Genomic DNA, 16,542 nt, shown 5'->3' with positions numbered 1-16,542 from the left:
TTAAAGGGTCAGGTTTTCTATTTATGAACCTAAAATAAGTTTGCTGCTTTTTTTACAAAGGGTTGCATTTACCCCCTGGCTTTGCAAGTGTGAAAGAATTTGTTGAATCGACTTTTTTGGTTTTTTTACAGATTCTACTTCTTTCAATTTTGTTTCATGAATAGGTTGCTTCATTACATTAAACTCCTTTAGGAATAAAGATTTCGTTGTTCTCTTTGTTTTTCTTCATTCAAAAATTCAATAAAAAAATGTAAAGCAAGCTTCGGTTGGTCTTTAAGCTTTGTAATATAGTCTTGTTGACGTCCTTCCGTTACAACTTCGCTTTTCCTAATTCTTTCAATGATGTAATTGGAAGAAATGGACTGAATTTCCCTTTTCTTGTACCTTGCTTCTTTTGATAAAGCGAAACCAATGGCTCCGATAATCGCATAAATGAGAAGTGAAGGAATCACTTCATCTGTAAATGGCATGAAAAATAGTGAGAAACCTAGGTTAATGAGTGAAATAGTGATTAATGGAAATGACCAGAACATATATTTAGAGGTCTTGACCATGATCGGACCTATTTTTTTATGGAGCTGCTCGAGCTCTTTTGTGATAAACAATGGCAAATTCTTCGTTGTAATAATATTCATTATGAACTCCCCTTCCCTTTTTGATAAATGAGAAAAAGCCTATATCACTTAGATATAGGCCTAAAAAAAGCAAAAAAGACCTATACCTATTTTCGGTAAGGTCTTGCTAACAACGTGATAGTTGCCAACAAAGCCGAGAGATTATTCTCTGTATTGACGACTTTGCTGTTAAAGCTACTCCCCTTAGAGTGTTCAATTAATTACTAAATATTTTAACATATGGACGAGGTTCTATCAACCCTTTAATAGAATTGAAGTAGATTGACATGTGTTTTTATTTTAAATATGGATTGATGATTTCAATCATTTGTTGCAGTTCTTTTGATTGGTTATAATACATCTGCCTTGCATTTGGGTCGTTTGTTTCAAGTGAATAATTCTCTAAATCTGCTTGTAGTTTTCTTAGTTTTGCGGCTAGCATTGGTTTTTGTTTGACTTGTTGTTCACTACTTTCATCATTATATAAGTCCACATACACATTGCCATTCGAATCAATTTGCCCCAAAAAAACATCTTTAATATCGTTTGCTCCCTGCTTCATAATTTCATCAAGTAGCCAATCTTTCGTATATCCGTGATAGCTCAGTCGTTTTTCTAATAAATGTCCATCAATGATAATCAAGCCAGGCATATGTTCTTCTTCCACAATGATACCTAAATCTTTTGGTGTTACAGGTTGTTTTTCAGATTTTTTCATTACACTTAACTGACCATTTGTTTCGAGTACCGCTAACTCAACATCTGCCAATTTGAAGGCGTCTTTTTCTCTTAGTCCTGTCATTAAATCATCAAAGGTCATTTTGTTCTTTCCAAGATTTTTTTCAAGAACCTTACCATCTCTTATTAAAACCGTAGGGCTACTTTCAACGATTTCTCTAAAAGTAAATGACTTTTGAGCTCCAAAGGCAATAAGATATGTTAAAACTGAATAAACGATTAGTCCAATTATCCCGTTGAGGAGTTCAATCGCGGAGTCTACCGCTACCGCAGCTGCCATACTTCCTATCGCTATCCCTGTTGCATAATTAAAAAATGTAAGCTGTGAAATTTGTTTTTTACCTAGAATTCTTGCAAGAATGAATAGAACAATAAACGAGATAATTGAACGAATCACGATAATTAAATATTCAGGCATGGATATACCTCCGAAACTTTCTTATCTATATCTTTACCAATAAAGGGGCAAAATAAGAAAAATATTTGAGGTGGGAGCCATGAAAAAATATAGTCTAATTTTAGGAGTATGCGTATTCTTAGTGAGTGGATGTTCAACGGAAACGATAAGTAAGAAACCAATCTATCAAGAATCAAGCAAATTGATGGAACTTATTGACGGGGCACAGTGGGAATTGGCAGATAAAGAAGTAATGGAAATTCAAAAACTCTTTAAAAAAAATAAATGGAAGTATATGTTACTAGGAGATGAAACTGAATATAGTGGACTAAATCAGGAAATTTCAAAACTAGTGGCATCTATTGAAGAAAAAGACACACCTGAAGCGAAAAGAAATATACTAATGATACAAGATTATATTAAATCAATTTATTTTCACTAGAAAACCTTCCAAGTCGGAAGGTTTTGATTTTAATAATTTTTGTATTGTGGTAACAAAGTTTACGAAAACAGCTAAAAATTTAGAGGAAAATCCCCTTAGATTTCTCTCTAGAATAGGCATTAATTTTTTATAATGTCCACAATTTGCCCTGCTGTTACCGCTGTTAAGTCACTAACACTTACTTCAACCTGCATGCCAATTTTCCCAGCACTAACAATAATACTGTCAAGATTCGCAGCTTGCTCATCAATAAAGGTACGATATGCTTTTTTCATACCAATTGGGGAGCAGCCTCCTCTAATATATCCCGTGTGTTTTTGGATATCCTTCACTGGAACCATTTCAACTTTTTTAACTTCAGCTACTTTTGCACATTTTTTTAGGTCAAGTTCATCTTCCACTGGAATGACAAACACAAAGATATCTTTGTTGTTTCCTTGGACAACCAATGTTTTATATACCTTTTTAGTCTCTAAACCTACCTTTTGGGCGACAGATACCCCATCTATTTTTCCATCATTGCTTTCATATGTATAGATCTTGTATGGGACATTTTTAGAATCTAAAATCCTTATTGCATTTGTCTTTCCCTTTGCCATTATTTGGCCTCCCAATTTTCATAAGGTTTTTGTAAAAAGAAGGAAATTGGAAAAGCTACGCACAAAAACTACATCGCTTTCCCTATTCTACCAACCTTTATTTTTAACTAAGGTCGTAATATGTGCAAGATGGTGATTTCCGTGCCAAGCACAGAATCCTAAAAAGACACCTAATTTCATTTCGCCACCTTCTGGATGAACATATGATAATTGGAAATCTTCCAATGAAAAGGCTTGTAAAAGTGTGAACCAACGTGCGTGAACACCTTCAATAATTGCTAGTGAGGATTCAACTGGTAAAGTAGAATCCTTAAGATTGGCCCACTTTGCTTCATCATATGGTTTAATAACAGGATTGCTTTCTGTAACTGCTAATTTAAAACGAATGTACGAATTCATCGATGCGTCTGCAATATGGTGAACCACCTGGCGAAGTGTCCATCCTCCAGCACGATAAGGTGTATCAAGTTGTTGATCTGTTAAGTCTTTAACAGCTTCTCTAACTAATGATGGTAAAATCTCAATTTCTTTTATCCAAGTTGCTACTAGTTCTGTATTCAACTCTCCTTCAAATTGGAATTCACCTATTGGATAACGTTCATCCATCTCTATCCCCTCCTATAAAAATATAGCTAATTCCATTTTAACAAAAGCTTGGGAAATTTTGTGTATACATATTTCATTGATGTAAGAAAAAGAGTAAGTATATGGTCAAATAAGGAGGTTTCAACATGTATCGATATTTCATTATTACACTATGTATATTCCTGTTATGCCCACTCTCCATTCTTGCTGAAAAACAAGATTTTGTTAAAGCTAGTTTTATTCGGAATGGTGATCTTTGGTTATTAGATGGCGGCACAGAAAGTCAAATTACTACCTCAAAAAATGTTCTTACGAAGCCATCCTGGTCAAATGATGGAAAATGGGTATTATACCAACTCTCCACCCCATCGGAGTTTGAAAAAAACCAGCAACAGTCAGAGGTATGGGTCTATAATGTTGAAACAGGTGAACAAAAGAAGCTTTTTTATGATGGGTATGCACCAAGCTGGTCCCCGACGAAAAACGTCGTTGCATTTAATGCGAATGGAATCCTCGATATTTCTGATTTTACCCGATTCTACAATATTGCAACCGGTGTTCATAGCTTCACCTGGCTGCCAGATGGAAGTGGCTTCCTTCTTTCATCCTCTGGTGTATTGCAACCAGATGGATGGACTAGCGCTACGCTTTATACAAAAAAAGTGAATGATAATTACAATGACATTGTTCTTTTTGGTGGAGTTGAACAATTCTTCCAGCTTCCGCGGGAAATCGGTACAACTGATAAAAACAAGGTAATTGCGGTCTATGCAGATCAGTTTGAATACTCTCCAAGTAAAAAATGGATCTCGTTTATTGTTTCACCTACTGCATCTTGGTCAATGGATAGTAATATGCTTTGTGTACTTGATAGTGACGGGAAAAACTTTACTGTATTGGACGAGGTAATTTTTGAGGTAGGAAAACCAAAATGGGCACCAAGCACGGATACACTTGCTTATATTGCAGGCGGAGGGAGAATTGTTCTAGGTTTTAAAAATAAAGATTTAAAGGTAAGAGAGATGCCTGTTTCGGGTATTTATACGCCTGCAAACTTTGCAGATCTTGATTTTGCTTGGCTGTCAAACGAAACAATTGTTACCTCTCGCATTCATGAACAAGAATGGACGAATGATTTTAGCAAGCACCCCCGTCCTTCGCTGTTTCGTATTGATTTAATAAACAATAAGCAAACAAACATAACACAGCCACCCGAGGGTTTTGGGGACTATAGTCCACAATTCGTTTCTTCTATTAATAAATTGGTTTGGGTACGGGGAACATCAATATCTGATCACAAAAGAACACTTTGGTTCTCAAATCCTGACGGTTCCGATGCGAAGGAATGGATAAGAAATATCGATGAGATTGTATTTTATAACGGTGAGTAGGAGAATCATTTGAGATTCCCCTACTTACATGATTTTGACATAAAACGTACGAGTTCGAGGACCATCAAATTCGCAAAAATAAATTCCTTGCCACGTACCTAAAAGTAAGCGACCATCAGTAACAATTACATGTTGCGACGGCCCTACAGTACTTGCTTTCATATGGGCAGCAGTATTTCCCTCCATATGGCGGTCAAGCTCATGGTGCCAAGGATACACTTCATCAAAACGACGAAGCATATCACGTTTTACATCAGGGTCTGCATTTTCATTTATTGTGATGCCAGCCGTTGTGTGGGGGCAATAGACAATCACTGCCCCCTCATTCATTCCACTTTCGTTAACAACTGCTTGAACTTTATCTGTTATATCAATCATTAGGTCACGCTTTGTTGTTTGTATCGTAAATTTTTGCAGCATTGTTAGTTGGTTTCTCCTTTATTTTTTTATCCAAAGAACAGGTCAAGAATGTTTGATGCAGTCGATGAATTCTTGTTATAAAACTCTGAGTACCCACAATTCTTGCAAAATACCACTGTAAATTGGTTATGCTGTAGGTCAAACATTTTAGATAAACCTGAGCCTGTCATCGACACGTCCTTTGTTCCAGCATTCGTACTTCCACATTTTACACAGCCTTTGCTTTCCATAAAATCGCCTCCATTATTGTTTAAACATTATTGTTTACGAATTTATAGGAAAATAGTTTCAAAAGTTTTTATTTGAAATTTGACTTAGTGCCTCATCAATTGTCGGATAGGTAAAATGAAATCCTTCTTTTCTAAGACGTTCTGGGATTACCCATCTGCTTTTTAAAATTAATTCCGTTTCCGTTCTAATAAAAATTGCACCAAGTTTAAGAATCCAAGCTGGCGCAGGCAGCCCCATTTTACGATTGAACGCTTTTCTAAGACTTTTCATCAATTCACGATTTGTAATAGGATACGGTGTCGAACAGTTAAAGATTCCAGTTAAATGACTGTGCTCCTGAATATATAGAACCACATTGAACAAATCCTCGATATGAATCCAACTAAATTTTTGAGTGCCAGGTCCCTGAATTCCACCAAGCCCAAAACGGACTAGGTTACTATAAGGAATCATTACACCCCCGCCGGCTCCGAGCACAATCGAGATTCTTAGCGCGACCTGCCTAGTATTGGGAAATTGATAAGAGAAAAAAGCTTCTTCCCATCTTTTTGCAACATCTACTGAAAAGCCTGTTCCGATTTCCCCAGTGTCCTCGGTCATTGGCCGATCCTCCGCATGTCTATAAATGGTTGCTGTGCTAGAATTGATCCATAGTTCCGGAGGATTTTCACATTGTTGAAGTGCTTCACCTAGTATTTTCGTAGTCTCGGTTCGTGAGTTAAGGATTTCTAGTTTGTTATTTTCATTGTATCTACAATTCACTGATTTTCCTGCTAGATTGATAAGCATATCAGAACCTTCAAGTGCACGTATAATTCCGGGTTCATCGTTCCAAGTAATGTTGGGTGTATGCCTTGAAATAATTTTAACCTCATAGCCAAGTTTAGTAAATTTTTCGGAAAAATAAGTACCCACAAAACCAGTACCACCCGCAAGGACGACCTTCTTTTTCATTGTTACCATCCCCTTCTACGTTCTTTTTACTAGTTTACCATTATCTGGTGTTGTTTGTGATTACCGAGTATAATAGATTTGAATTTATATGAAAGGTTGTGGACTATGATTTACAAGGAAAGAACTGAATCTATCGATATTAACATTATGAAAACGTAACGTTAAAAAGTCGAAAAAACTTGATTGAGACAGAGAAACAATATTTTACAAATCTCATAAAGGGTTTTGATGGAGAAGTGATATTCGATTCTTATACCTGCAAACTAGATTGTGATTGTTTAGTTTTAAATGATTTATTACTCCGATTTAACAACATGACTTTTCAAATTGACTCCCTAATGATTACTCCCAATCTACTGTATTTCTTTGAAGTTAAAAACTACGAAGGTGATTATTATTATGAATTAGACAGATTATACAAGAAAACCAAAATTGAAAGGAATAATCCACTTATCCAGCTTCATCGAAGTCACTCCTTACTTCGCCAATTGCTGCAAAGTCTCGGAAATACAATACCTATTAAAGCCTACGTTGTTTTTGTAAACCCCGCTTCCACTCTATACCAGGCACCCCTTAACATACCAATTATCTTCCCTACTCAACTAAACGCATTTTTTCATAATCTCAATAAAACTACTGAAAAATCAACAAACAAACATAAAGTATTGGCGGAAAAATTGGTTTCATTGCATATTCCAAAGTCTCCGTATAATACGCTACCGGAGTATAAGTATAGTGATTTACAGAAAGGAATGTGTTGTGATAAGTGCGGGAATTTATCAGTAGAGATTGCAGGAAGAAAGTGCACTTGTATTAGTTGTGGTCAAGTGGGATTAGTTACTAATGCAGTTATTCGAAGAATAAAGGAATTGAAACTTCTCTTTCCGGAGTATAAAATTACGACGAATTTGGTACAGGAATGGTGCGGGGGTTGGGAGTCGAAAAAGAAAATCCAACGAATTTTAGATAAGAATTTTAAAACTGTAAGAAATAATCGGTGGACATATTATGAATAATACTCTTTGTCTTCGAGAGTGGTCTCGGAGACAATTCGACTGGTAACTACTAAGCTTTTGTCTGTGAGAAGCCGTGTCAGAGACAAAAAATCTTGGATTTAATTGAGTTTTGTCTTCGAGAGGCGGTCACGGAGACAATTCGACTGAGGACTATTAAGCTTTTGTCTGTGAGAAGCCGTGTCAGAGACAAAAAACCGTAGAATCAACTGAGTTTTGTCTTCGAGAGGTAATCTCGGAGACAATTTGAATGAGGACTATTAAGCTTTTGTCTTGGAAAAACTGTGTCTGAGAAAAAACATAGTTCTAACTCAGTTTTGTCTAAGAGAGCAAGTCTTGAGTACCTTTAAAATTAAAACTAACTAGATTTGTCCTTGAGTTCAACAATCAAAGTCATTAAACCAAAAACAGGCACCCGTTCACGGGTGCCTGCCTTCACATATCTATATGGATGCTTGTTTATTAATCCACGGATGTATGCGAACATACAATAGCATAAAGATTACTGCGACAATCAATCCTTTTAGGAAGTTAAACGGAAGGATTGCGTACACCACCATTTTGAGTGTTTCTGGTGCTGACATCGCCGGTATATTCAAGAAAAAGTTGAATGCCGGTAAGAAGACATAATAGTTTAGAACACTCATGATGACTGCCATCATAATTGTACCGCCAATTAATCCAAGGGTTAAGCCTGTTTTCGTTTTAAGTAGTTTGAAAATGTAGTAGGTTGTTAGTACGAAAATAATCCCTGCTACAAAGTTTGAAATATGGCCGACAGGTACACCTGTTTCACTTCCGGTGATAAAATAATCAATCATGTTCTTGAATAATTCAACTAAGATACCGGCCATCGGTCCAAAAATTAATGCTGCAAGTAATGCGGGAACATCGCTAAAATCGACGTTCAAAAAGCTTGGGAATGTTGGCAACGGAAAATTGAAAAACATTAGAATGTACGAAATCGTACTCAACATTGCAATTGCCACAAACTGACGTAAAGGTATTTTCTTCATTTTTACTTTCCTCTCCTCTTTTGTCGATCCACCTCAAAAGAAGAAAGGTTCGGCTTTTAAGACATACCCAAATAAAAAACCCCCAAGAATCGGCTTCTTGAGGGAGTAATGCAAAGGCATGCTTAATAAACGTCCAGCAAATAAATTTTTTGAACGCGCAGAACCTCCATCTTCTCCCATCCAGACTATACTGTCGGCTTTGGAATCGCACCAAATCCTGCCTTGCGGCTCGCGGGCTTAGAGAGTAAATCTCATCACCGCCGGTCGGGATTTTCACCCAGCCCCGAAGATAGATCAATATTTAAGTTTCACTTTATTTTAACAAGTTTCATGTATATTGTGAAGCAATTTGCTTCAAATAGCCCAATTATTCATAAAAGCCCCATGCTTACTAGCAAAGGGCCAATCAAATTTTTATTTTCCATCGACTACTTCTTTTAAAATTTCGTACGAGCGCTTTTGTTTATCTGGATCATAGATGTATGAAACAGCCATTAGTTCATTGACATTGTATTTTTCTTGAAAGCTTGTTAATTGGTTGCGGATGGAATCTTTGCTTCCTAATAATGACACACTGGACATTGCGGTAGCCATTTCTTTTTCAGGTTGATTCCAAAGTTCATCCATGTTGTCAACTGGTGGCTGTAATGGGTTTTGTGAACCGCGTACAACGTTTAAGAAAAATTGCTGCATAGTTGTAAGTTCCCGCTTAGCCTCCTCATCGGTTTCAGTTGCAATAACATTTAGGCAAACCATCATGTATGGTGAGCTCAAATATTCGGAAGGCTGAAAGCGGTCACGGTAAATAGAGATGGCCTCTTCCATGAATCTAGGCGCAAAATGTGATGCAAACACATATGGTAATCCTAATTTTGCCGCCAAGTAAGCAGAATCCGTTGAGGATCCAAGAATATAAATGGGTACATTTGTACCAACTCCTGGATAAGCTTTTACATAACCTTGTCTCTCCATCGGTCCAAAGTATGTGAGTAATGCATTTACATCATTTGGGAATGTATAGACAGAGTCATTGTTTGAGCGCCTTAAAGCACTTGCTGTCATCATATCAGTGCCAGGAGCCCGCCCAAGTCCTAAATCAAGACGATTTGGATAAATGGTAGCCATCGTTCCAAATTGTTCAGCCACAACAAGCGGTGAATGGTTAGGAAGCATTACTCCCCCTGAACCTACCTTGATTTTTTCTGTATGTTCCAAAGTATGTTTAATTAAAATGGATGTCGCAGAACTGACTAAAGTTGGTGAGTTATGATGTTCAGCAATCCAATAACGAGTGTACCCCATCTTTTCGGTTGTTTGAGCTAAGTCAACCATAGCATCAATTGCGTCTTTCTGATTCTGTCCCTTGCGGATTGGAGCAAGGTTAAGAACGGAAACTGGAATATTTATATTTGTCATATGCAATTTTCCTTTCATTCAGATTTCCTCAGTACTATCTTATCAATTGATAAAAAAGAAACAAATTTTTCTGCTTGAGCAATTTTTCCTACGAAAGTTCAGACCTTTAGACCAAGAGAATTTTTATAAATTATGTTAGTATATTCAAATAAATTTTTATTTTATAAATTTAAAATGAAAGGGGTTACTTCATGTCGAATCTTCATACTCCTATACATGCACCTACTCGTTTTAAAAAGAAAATGGCTATGATTGGCCCTGGTTTTGTAGCTGCAGCAACGGGCGTTGGAACCGGTGACCTTGTCGCGGCATTGGTTGCAGGGGCAGGCTTCGGTCTTGTGTTTGTGTGGGCAATTATTCTCGGTTCTATTTTTAAATACTTTTTAAATGAAGGTGTAGGGCGTTTTCACCTTGCGACAGGAAAAACGATTATCGAAGGCTGGCAGCAAATGGGTAAATGGGCAACTGGATATTTCGGGGTTTACTCTGTTATTTGGGGATTTGTATATGGGGCAGCTGCAACATCCGCATGTGCACTTGCAATGACAGCCATGTTCCCTATCCTTCCCTTCTGGGCGTGGGCAGTTATACATGCAATTGCTGGATTCCTCCTCATTTGGAGTGGCCGTTATTTGCTTTTTGAAAAAGTAATGATGTTCCTTATTGGACTCATGTTTGTTACTGTAATTGGCTCTGCAGCACTATTTTTACCGAATGTTGGGGATTTATTAAAAGGTTTTATTCCGATTGTTCCTAAAGGCTCGTTTATGCTTGCACTTGGGTTGATAGGTGGTGTAGGTGGTACAATTACGATGACTTCATATGGATATTGGTTAAAAGAAAAAGGATGGAAAGGAAAAGAGTGGATTCCAATGATGAAATTGGATTCAAAGGCAGCCTATTTTATGACTGCGTTGTTCACTCTATCCCTATTAATAGTAGGAAGCCAGTTTCTCTATGGGTCTGGCATCGAAATTCAAGGGGAACAAGGTCTATATAAGTTATCGGAAATGATTGGTGATAAATTCGGAAGTGTTTTTACATGGCTGTTCTTAATTGGATTTTGGTCAGCGGCATTTTCTTCATTATTAGGAGTTTGGAACGGAGTCCCCTATTTATTTGCGGATTTTGTTAGACTCATGAAAAAGAAACATCACTCAGTTACTGAAAAAGATCCAGCATATCGTGCTTATTTAGCCTGGTTAACATTTCCCCCTATGCTTCTCTTGTTCTTTGGGAAACCCGTTGAATTAATTATTTTATACGGTGCACTTGGAGCTCTGTTTATGCCATTTTTATCAATCAGTCTACTATGGTTATTGAATTCTAAACGTATAGAAGAAGATTACAGTAACAGTCTTTTGTCCAATGTTGTATTAGCAACATGTTTGGTCTTATTCGTTATTTTAGCTATTCAACAATTGGTTGGTTTATTCTAATCAGGTTAAGCACTTTCTATAATCAAAAATAGGAAGTGCTTTTTACATTTTGAGATGTTAAACCAAATTTGCCAATTTTTAATAGTAATAATGAATTTGGTGCAAACTAAATGCGACTTTTTAGGTCAAGGGGTGTTACTATGCATTTTTTCGCTTCTCAAGACCATCTCACTGCTGTTGAATGGATACTACGGGCAATTGTGGGCTTTGTTTTTTTTATTGTAGTAGCTAGAATGATGGGACAACGAACTATTTCTCAGGTCGGCCTTCTGGACTTCGTGATTGTCTTATTAATTGGAAATATTATTGCTCACCCATTATCAGATGAGGGATTAGGTTTAGCAGGTTCGATGATTACAATGACTGTCATTTTGATGCTTTATTTGATTGGGATTTTGCTAAGTTTACGTTCGAATAGGTTCAGAAAGTTGTTTATCCCAGCACCTATTCCTCTTATTGAAAATGGATAGATCCTATATGAAAATTTGAACAAAGCAAGGATTTCACTTGATGTGCTTTTATCAGAATTAAGGATTCATAAAACGGAAGATATTCAAAAAGTAGCGCTAGCTTTTTGGGAACCTGGTGGGTCTATTTCAATTTTTTTAAAAAGTGAACATCAGCCGCTTACTCCTAGTTCCTTTAAGAAACCTATTCAACCATTTCAATATCCGAAGACGATTATTAAGGAGAAAAAGATTGATTATAATGAACTAAATCAAATTGGAAAGAGCGAGGATTGGCTATTGCAGAAACTACAAACAACTTATAAAAATGTCACACTTAATGATGTTCTACTTGGAACAATAGATGAAAGTGAAAATGTTACGATTTTCCTATATCATTAGAGTAACTGAATGGGGTATACAATGTCTTTTGTGATTTTTGTATACTCCTACCATTTAGTTACTTCTAACATCCATATCATATGATCAAATCCTTCACCTCAATAATCTTTTACTACATAATTGGGTTCGCCGAATTTGTTTTTCCAAATATTTTGTGCATCTTTATAACCACTATCTAAACAACATTCCCGTATACTTTTATCTATTAAAGCCTTTTTAATTGATTGTAAAAGAATATTTCCAATACCTTTCCCCTGAAAATTTTGGATGAACGAACACAGTTCCTACTTCAATTAAATCGCATAAGTCATTATTGGTAAGTTTACTTATTAAGCTACTTACAGGACCATATTCAATCGTTTCAACAATTGTTCCCCCATAGGTTGCAACAAGAAAAAACGGTTCTGTCCATTGCTTTCATAATCTTTTTGTAAATAACTGTTTTTTGTTTTAATTTCCTCTTCAATATCATTTGTTAAATGACCTATTCTTCTTTGGAGAAAGTGTCCATAATGACATCCCGAAAAAAGAGATGAAGTTCTTTTTGGTCTTCAATTTTAGGCCTTCAGATTTCAACATTCACTTAGGCAGCTCTCCCTTTTGTTTTCGATTACTATCTGTACTAAAATACTCCCCTCTATAATTGGTCATACTAACCAAATGAAGATTTTTTACTAACTGGAGGATTATATTTTGGAACATTCATGGCTATCACTGATTCCTTTTTTAATTGTAATTGGAATGGCGATTTGGTTAAAAGATATTTTACCCGGACTCGTTTTAGGATTAGTTGTTGGCTCAATTCTTGTAACGTCTAATGTTTTAGGAGGTATTCAACAATCCATTACATATATTGTGACAACTTTGTCAGACCCAACCAATATTAAAATTGTCAGCTTTTTATATGTGTTTGGTGGTTTAGTTGGGATGATGAACATAGCTGGTGGTATTAAAGGATTACGGAATGGATTGGGGAGAAAATCAAGAGTGAACGTGGTTTGTTAGGGTTAATTTGGCTCACCCTCCCTTTTACCTTTATGATGCCAATGTTTCGGATTATGATGATTGGTCCAATTATTAAACAACTCATTAAAAAAATGAATCTTTCAAAACAAAAGGTTGGGATGACATTAGATATTTCAACCGAATCGGTTATTGTTCTGTTACCTGTTGCAACTGCATTCGTTGGATTTATGGTTTCCCTAGTTGAAGGCGGAATAAAAGGACTTGATTTAGGGATGTCCGCATATCAAGTATTTTTATTAAGTATTTTGTTTAATTTTTATGCAATTGTGATGCTTCTTATTGGAGTTATTCAAACATTTTGGCCTTCCAAAACAAAATCCAAAACTAGCAAAAATCCAGATGAGGAAGAACATGAACATGAATTCCATAGGATGGGGATCAAGAAGGAACTTTCACTTGTAAAAGCACAGACTTGGAATTTAATTGTCCCTGTTATCTTACTTTTAGGTTTGTCTCTTTATCTTTTATGGGAGGATGGACGATCCCTTGGAGCAGAAACTGTTTTCGAAGCATTTTCAATGGCTGATGCAACTTTCGTTATGCTTTTGGCAGTGTTTATCACACTCATTATTACTTTTGTCTTTTATGTAATTCGAAAGCAAAAATTACATGAAATTATGTATCATTTTTATGATGGTGGGAATCAAATGATGCAGGCAATCAGCCTCCTTATTTTAATTTGGGCTCTTACCTTATCAGCTGAAGAGCTCGGATTTTCATCATTTATAAGTTCAAGCTTAGGTTCATTTCTTCCAGGTTTTTTAACTCCTGCAACGATTTTTTTAATTGGTTCTGTTGTTGGATATTTTATTGGCTCTTCCTGGGGAACTTGGGGATTATTTATGCCGCTTGGTATTGCGTTGGCCCTGTCAACTGGTGCTTCCATCCCATTGACTGTGGGGGCTGTATTTGCAAGTGGTGCTTTTGGTGCATTGACCTCCCCGCTTGGTGATACCACGATTACCACAGCATCAATTTTGGATATGGACCTTGTTAATTACGCGCAATATAAATTGAAGGTCTCAGCAATTGGAGGCGTACTTGCAATTGTGTTATATATTCTCGGGGGCTTATTTATTTAAAAAGGTTAACAGCAACAATCTTTTCGAAATAGGTCATTAAAAAAGACTAAACATATCAGTTTAGTCTTTTTGGCTTTTTAAAAGTTGCGTTCTTGATATGTTTTAAAGGCAGGGCTTTTTAAGACGATTCCAACAATAATAAATCCGAAAATAGACCCAGCAATTGAGCTGAAAATAAAGGATGGTATAAAACCAAAGACAGCCGCATCTTGGCCGAGAATGAGTGTAGCGATTGGATAACAAGCGATTGCACCCAAGAATCCTGTTCCGATGATTTCACCTGTCATTGCCATCCAAACTTTCTTTGTTTTGGAATATAAAAATGCTGCTAAAAACGCCCCAATCATACTTCCTGGGAAGGCGAATAATGAACCCGTTCCTAGCATATTTCGTAGTAAAGATACAGAAAAAGCCTGAAGGACGGCATACGCCGGACCTAGAATTACTGCTGACAAAACATTAATAAAATGTTGCATAGGAAAAACTTTTGTGAATCCGATTGGAATTGCAAATAAATGGCTCGTAACTGTACCAATCGCAACGAACATCGCTGTCATAGTCATTTTTAATGTTTTACTCATAAGGAGCACTCCTTTGATTGATTAATCCATGACCAAACCGCCATCAACGACAAGATTCTGGCCTGTTACTCCTTTACTCCATGGTGATGCAAAGAAAAGCACGGCACTCGCAACATCTTCTGGTGTTGTGACTTTTTGAAGTGGTGTAGAATCCTTAATTAATTGGAATACTTCTTCAGATGTTGCTGAACTTGCATCCGTTGTTTGAAGCAAGCCTCCGGAAATCATGTTAACATTAATGCGATATGCACCAAGGTCTTTTGCCATATTTCGTGTAAAACCTAAAAGTGCAGCCTTACTTGTGTTGTAATCATGGTAAGCGACAACAGGATTTTGGACAAGATTGGTACCTATCATTACGATTCGGCCAAAACCAATCTCTTTCATGTCGGAAACCGCAGCTTGAGTTGTATGTAAGGCACCTCGGATGGCCCCTTCCAGCTGTACGTGATAATCTTCCCAAGAAATGTTTTCCGCGTTTTTTCTTGCAACTGGATCGAAACGGAAATTGATTAAAGCATTATTGATAACCGTCGTAATCGGTTGATTAAAATGCTGTTTTGCTTGTAAAAACATGCTATCTACCTGTTCACGATTTCTTATATCGGCTTGAATCGCAATCGCATTTTCCCCAATTTCTTCTTTCAAATTATGAGCTTTTGCTTCACTTTGAAAATAGTTAATGACCACTTTCGCCCCTTCATTTGCAAAAGCTTTTACGATTTCCTTTCCTAATCCACGTGCACCGCCAGTAACGAGAATAACCTGTTTCTGTAGCTCCATTCTAGTAGCCTCCTAATATAGTAAATAAGAACAACGCAAAAAAGCCAGATCACATAAATGGACCTGGCTTAGGTAGTAAGAAAAAAATGGAGTGTTCCACTCTACTTTCCTCCGCCGGTATTACCCGGATCAGGTCCAAAGGGTTAAAAAACGTCCGTTCTTCTCTCAGCCCAATCGGGCACCCCTAGTAGTTTGCGAATATTCTTTTTATAAGCATAGTACGTTCACACAAAAATGTAAAGGTATTTGATCTTATTTAAAAAAGGTTGAAAAATAAGAGATTACATACCAATTTAAAATGAAAATTTAACTTTTTCGCTTCTGATTAAATATACTTACTCCCCTCTCTGACACTCAACTTAGGTAATGTGGTTTCAGTTATAAATTTGCGGACTGAGTCTGGATTAGTCTTTGAGTATTCACGTAAAGCCCAGCCAATTGCTTTTTGGATAAAAAATTCCTTGCTATTTGAGTTTGCTGTTATGTATTTGTATAAAATGGTTTCATTCGTTTCTTCCTTATATTTTAACTGAAAAAGGATGGATGAACGTTTCAGCCATAAGTGTTCTCCATGTGCCCACTTTTCAATTTTTTCTACGATGATGCTAGGCGTTTCTTTTGCCATTTTCCCGATAAGATGTGGAGCAAGAACATCGACCGTATCCCACCAAGATTTTGTTATGATAAGATTTTCTATAAATGGAAGATGAGTACTATTTATTTTTTTTATTGACTTAACTAGGTAGTCCTGTGCTGCATATTGATATTCACGCTCATCTTTCAACCACAATTGTTCGACGAGTTCAAGATTGATTTCTTGTTTTAAAATTCCTGTTTCTTTATAAAAGTCGCTCGTTAATTTTCTTCTTAAAGGTGTTTTTATTCCTAGGAATGGGAATGAATTTTTCATGTAATTTTGCATTGGAACTGCGTTTTCATTATTTCGATTCGCTTCAAATAAAGATAC

At 36.5% G+C, this 16,542-nt stretch carries 19 protein-coding genes, 2 pseudogenes and 2 riboswitches; of the genes and pseudogenes, 7 read left to right on the top strand and 14 right to left on the bottom strand.

What is annotated here, in order from left to right; all coding sequences use genetic code 11:
• Positions 1–21 precede the first annotated feature (21 nt).
• From BTHG_RS26630 to BTHG_RS02600, 3 genes are all read right to left on the bottom strand, one after another.
• Positions 22–174 (bottom strand): hypothetical protein, encoded by a 153-nt coding sequence (locus BTHG_RS26630; protein WP_157256106.1) that lies wholly within the window; start codon positions 172–174, stop codon positions 22–24.
• A gap of 14 nt (positions 175–188) precedes the next feature.
• Positions 189–635, bottom strand: a complete 447-nt coding sequence (locus BTHG_RS02605) for a DUF5392 family protein (RefSeq protein WP_010281977.1) — start codon at positions 633–635, stop codon at positions 189–191.
• 274 nt (positions 636–909) lie between these two features.
• Positions 910–1,770: a DUF421 domain-containing protein gene (locus BTHG_RS02600; RefSeq protein ID WP_010281972.1), complete on the bottom strand. Its 861-nt coding sequence runs from the start codon at positions 1,768–1,770 to the stop codon at positions 910–912.
• A 79-nt stretch (positions 1,771–1,849) separates the two neighbouring features.
• Here BTHG_RS02600 and BTHG_RS02595 point away from each other — a divergent pair, with 79 nt between their 5' ends.
• Entirely contained in the window at positions 1,850–2,191 is a 342-nt protein-coding gene (locus BTHG_RS02595; RefSeq protein ID WP_010281971.1) for a DUF4363 family protein, read from the top strand.
• A 119-nt stretch (positions 2,192–2,310) separates the two neighbouring features.
• Here BTHG_RS02595 and ybaK read toward each other — a convergent pair whose 3' ends face one another.
• Both ybaK and BTHG_RS02585 read right to left on the bottom strand, forming a co-directional pair.
• The gene (gene ybaK / locus BTHG_RS02590) at positions 2,311–2,790 is read right to left on the bottom strand and encodes a Cys-tRNA(Pro) deacylase (protein WP_010281969.1); all 480 of its coding nucleotides are present in this window, start codon (positions 2,788–2,790) and stop codon (positions 2,311–2,313) included.
• An 87-nt stretch (positions 2,791–2,877) separates the two neighbouring features.
• Positions 2,878–3,396 (bottom strand): YfiT family bacillithiol transferase, encoded by a 519-nt coding sequence (locus BTHG_RS02585; RefSeq protein WP_010281966.1) that lies wholly within the window; start codon positions 3,394–3,396, stop codon positions 2,878–2,880.
• 125 nt (positions 3,397–3,521) lie between these two features.
• Between BTHG_RS02585 and BTHG_RS02580 the strand changes: the two genes are divergently transcribed.
• Complete coding sequence (locus BTHG_RS02580) at positions 3,522–4,766, top strand: TolB family protein (RefSeq protein WP_010281961.1); 1,245 nt, start codon at positions 3,522–3,524, stop codon at positions 4,764–4,766.
• A 24-nt stretch (positions 4,767–4,790) separates the two neighbouring features.
• On the opposite strand, the gene BTHG_RS02575 is transcribed toward BTHG_RS02580, so the two are convergent.
• Genes BTHG_RS02575 through BTHG_RS02565 form a run of 3 tightly spaced genes read right to left on the bottom strand, consistent with a single transcriptional unit; the run spans position 4,791 to position 6,371 of the window.
• Complete coding sequence (locus BTHG_RS02575) at positions 4,791–5,186, bottom strand: secondary thiamine-phosphate synthase enzyme YjbQ (RefSeq protein ID WP_010281960.1); 396 nt, start codon at positions 5,184–5,186, stop codon at positions 4,791–4,793.
• Between the two features lie 26 nt (positions 5,187–5,212).
• Positions 5,213–5,416: a zinc ribbon domain-containing protein gene (locus tag BTHG_RS02570; RefSeq protein WP_010281958.1), complete on the bottom strand. Its 204-nt coding sequence runs from the start codon at positions 5,414–5,416 to the stop codon at positions 5,213–5,215.
• Between the two features lie 58 nt (positions 5,417–5,474).
• Positions 5,475–6,371 carry a TIGR01777 family oxidoreductase gene (locus BTHG_RS02565; RefSeq protein WP_010281956.1) on the bottom strand — a complete coding sequence of 299 codons (897 nt, stop codon included), beginning with the start codon at positions 6,369–6,371 and terminating at the stop codon, positions 5,475–5,477.
• A 179-nt stretch (positions 6,372–6,550) separates the two neighbouring features.
• On the opposite strand from BTHG_RS02565, the gene BTHG_RS24130 reads away from it, so the two are divergent.
• On the top strand, positions 6,551–7,387 hold the full coding sequence (locus BTHG_RS24130) for a nuclease-related domain-containing protein (RefSeq protein WP_010281953.1): 837 nt from the start codon (positions 6,551–6,553) through the stop codon (positions 7,385–7,387).
• Between the two features lie 440 nt (positions 7,388–7,827).
• Here BTHG_RS24130 and BTHG_RS02555 read toward each other — a convergent pair whose 3' ends face one another.
• Positions 7,828–8,400, bottom strand: a complete 573-nt coding sequence (locus tag BTHG_RS02555; protein ID WP_010281950.1) for an ECF transporter S component — start codon at positions 8,398–8,400, stop codon at positions 7,828–7,830.
• Between the two features lie 164 nt (positions 8,401–8,564).
• Positions 8,565–8,695: riboswitch (FMN riboswitch) on the bottom strand.
• A 119-nt stretch (positions 8,696–8,814) separates the two neighbouring features.
• Positions 8,815–9,816 (bottom strand): LLM class flavin-dependent oxidoreductase, encoded by a 1,002-nt coding sequence (locus BTHG_RS02545; RefSeq protein ID WP_026021664.1) that lies wholly within the window; start codon positions 9,814–9,816, stop codon positions 8,815–8,817.
• Positions 9,817–10,007: 191 nt separating this feature from the next.
• Here BTHG_RS02545 and BTHG_RS02540 point away from each other — a divergent pair, with 191 nt between their 5' ends.
• The 3 genes from BTHG_RS02540 (at position 10,008) to BTHG_RS27775 (ending at position 12,103) form a co-directional block, all read left to right on the top strand.
• On the top strand, positions 10,008–11,255 hold the full coding sequence (locus BTHG_RS02540) for an Nramp family divalent metal transporter (RefSeq protein ID WP_010281947.1): 1,248 nt from the start codon (positions 10,008–10,010) through the stop codon (positions 11,253–11,255).
• Positions 11,256–11,395: 140 nt separating this feature from the next.
• Positions 11,396–11,725 carry a DUF421 domain-containing protein gene (locus BTHG_RS27780; RefSeq protein WP_332306418.1) on the top strand — a complete coding sequence of 110 codons (330 nt, stop codon included), beginning with the start codon at positions 11,396–11,398 and terminating at the stop codon, positions 11,723–11,725.
• Entirely contained in the window at positions 11,726–12,103 is a 378-nt protein-coding gene (locus BTHG_RS27775) for a DUF421 domain-containing protein (protein WP_332306424.1), read from the top strand.
• A 98-nt stretch (positions 12,104–12,201) separates the two neighbouring features.
• On the opposite strand, the pseudogene BTHG_RS27245 reads toward BTHG_RS27775, so the two are convergent.
• Positions 12,202–12,614, bottom strand: a pseudogene (locus tag BTHG_RS27245) (GNAT family N-acetyltransferase).
• Between the two features lie 182 nt (positions 12,615–12,796).
• Here BTHG_RS27245 and BTHG_RS24120 point away from each other — a divergent pair.
• Positions 12,797–14,211 (top strand): annotated as a pseudogene (locus BTHG_RS24120) (Na+/H+ antiporter NhaC family protein).
• A 77-nt stretch (positions 14,212–14,288) separates the two neighbouring features.
• Here BTHG_RS24120 and thiW read toward each other — a convergent pair.
• The 3 genes from thiW to BTHG_RS02515 form a co-directional block, all read right to left on the bottom strand.
• Positions 14,289–14,792 (bottom strand): energy coupling factor transporter S component ThiW, encoded by a 504-nt coding sequence (thiW, locus tag BTHG_RS02525; RefSeq protein WP_010281942.1) that lies wholly within the window; start codon positions 14,790–14,792, stop codon positions 14,289–14,291.
• 21 nt (positions 14,793–14,813) lie between these two features.
• On the bottom strand, positions 14,814–15,575 hold the full coding sequence (locus BTHG_RS02520) for a 3-oxoacyl-ACP reductase (RefSeq protein ID WP_010281941.1): 762 nt from the start codon (positions 15,573–15,575) through the stop codon (positions 14,814–14,816).
• Between the two features lie 89 nt (positions 15,576–15,664).
• Positions 15,665–15,771, bottom strand: a riboswitch (TPP riboswitch).
• Positions 15,772–15,900: 129 nt separating this feature from the next.
• Positions 15,901–16,542: DNA alkylation repair protein (locus BTHG_RS02515; protein ID WP_010281939.1), on the bottom strand; the 642-nt coding region annotated here is incomplete at its 5' end.

The organism is Bacillus timonensis (assembly GCF_000285535.1).
GTDB classification, from domain to species: Bacteria; Bacillota; Bacilli; order Bacillales; family Bacillaceae_L; genus Ferdinandcohnia; species Ferdinandcohnia timonensis.
The sequence above is the reverse complement of the archived record's forward strand: the minus strand, read 5'-3'. Positions and strand labels throughout refer to the sequence as shown.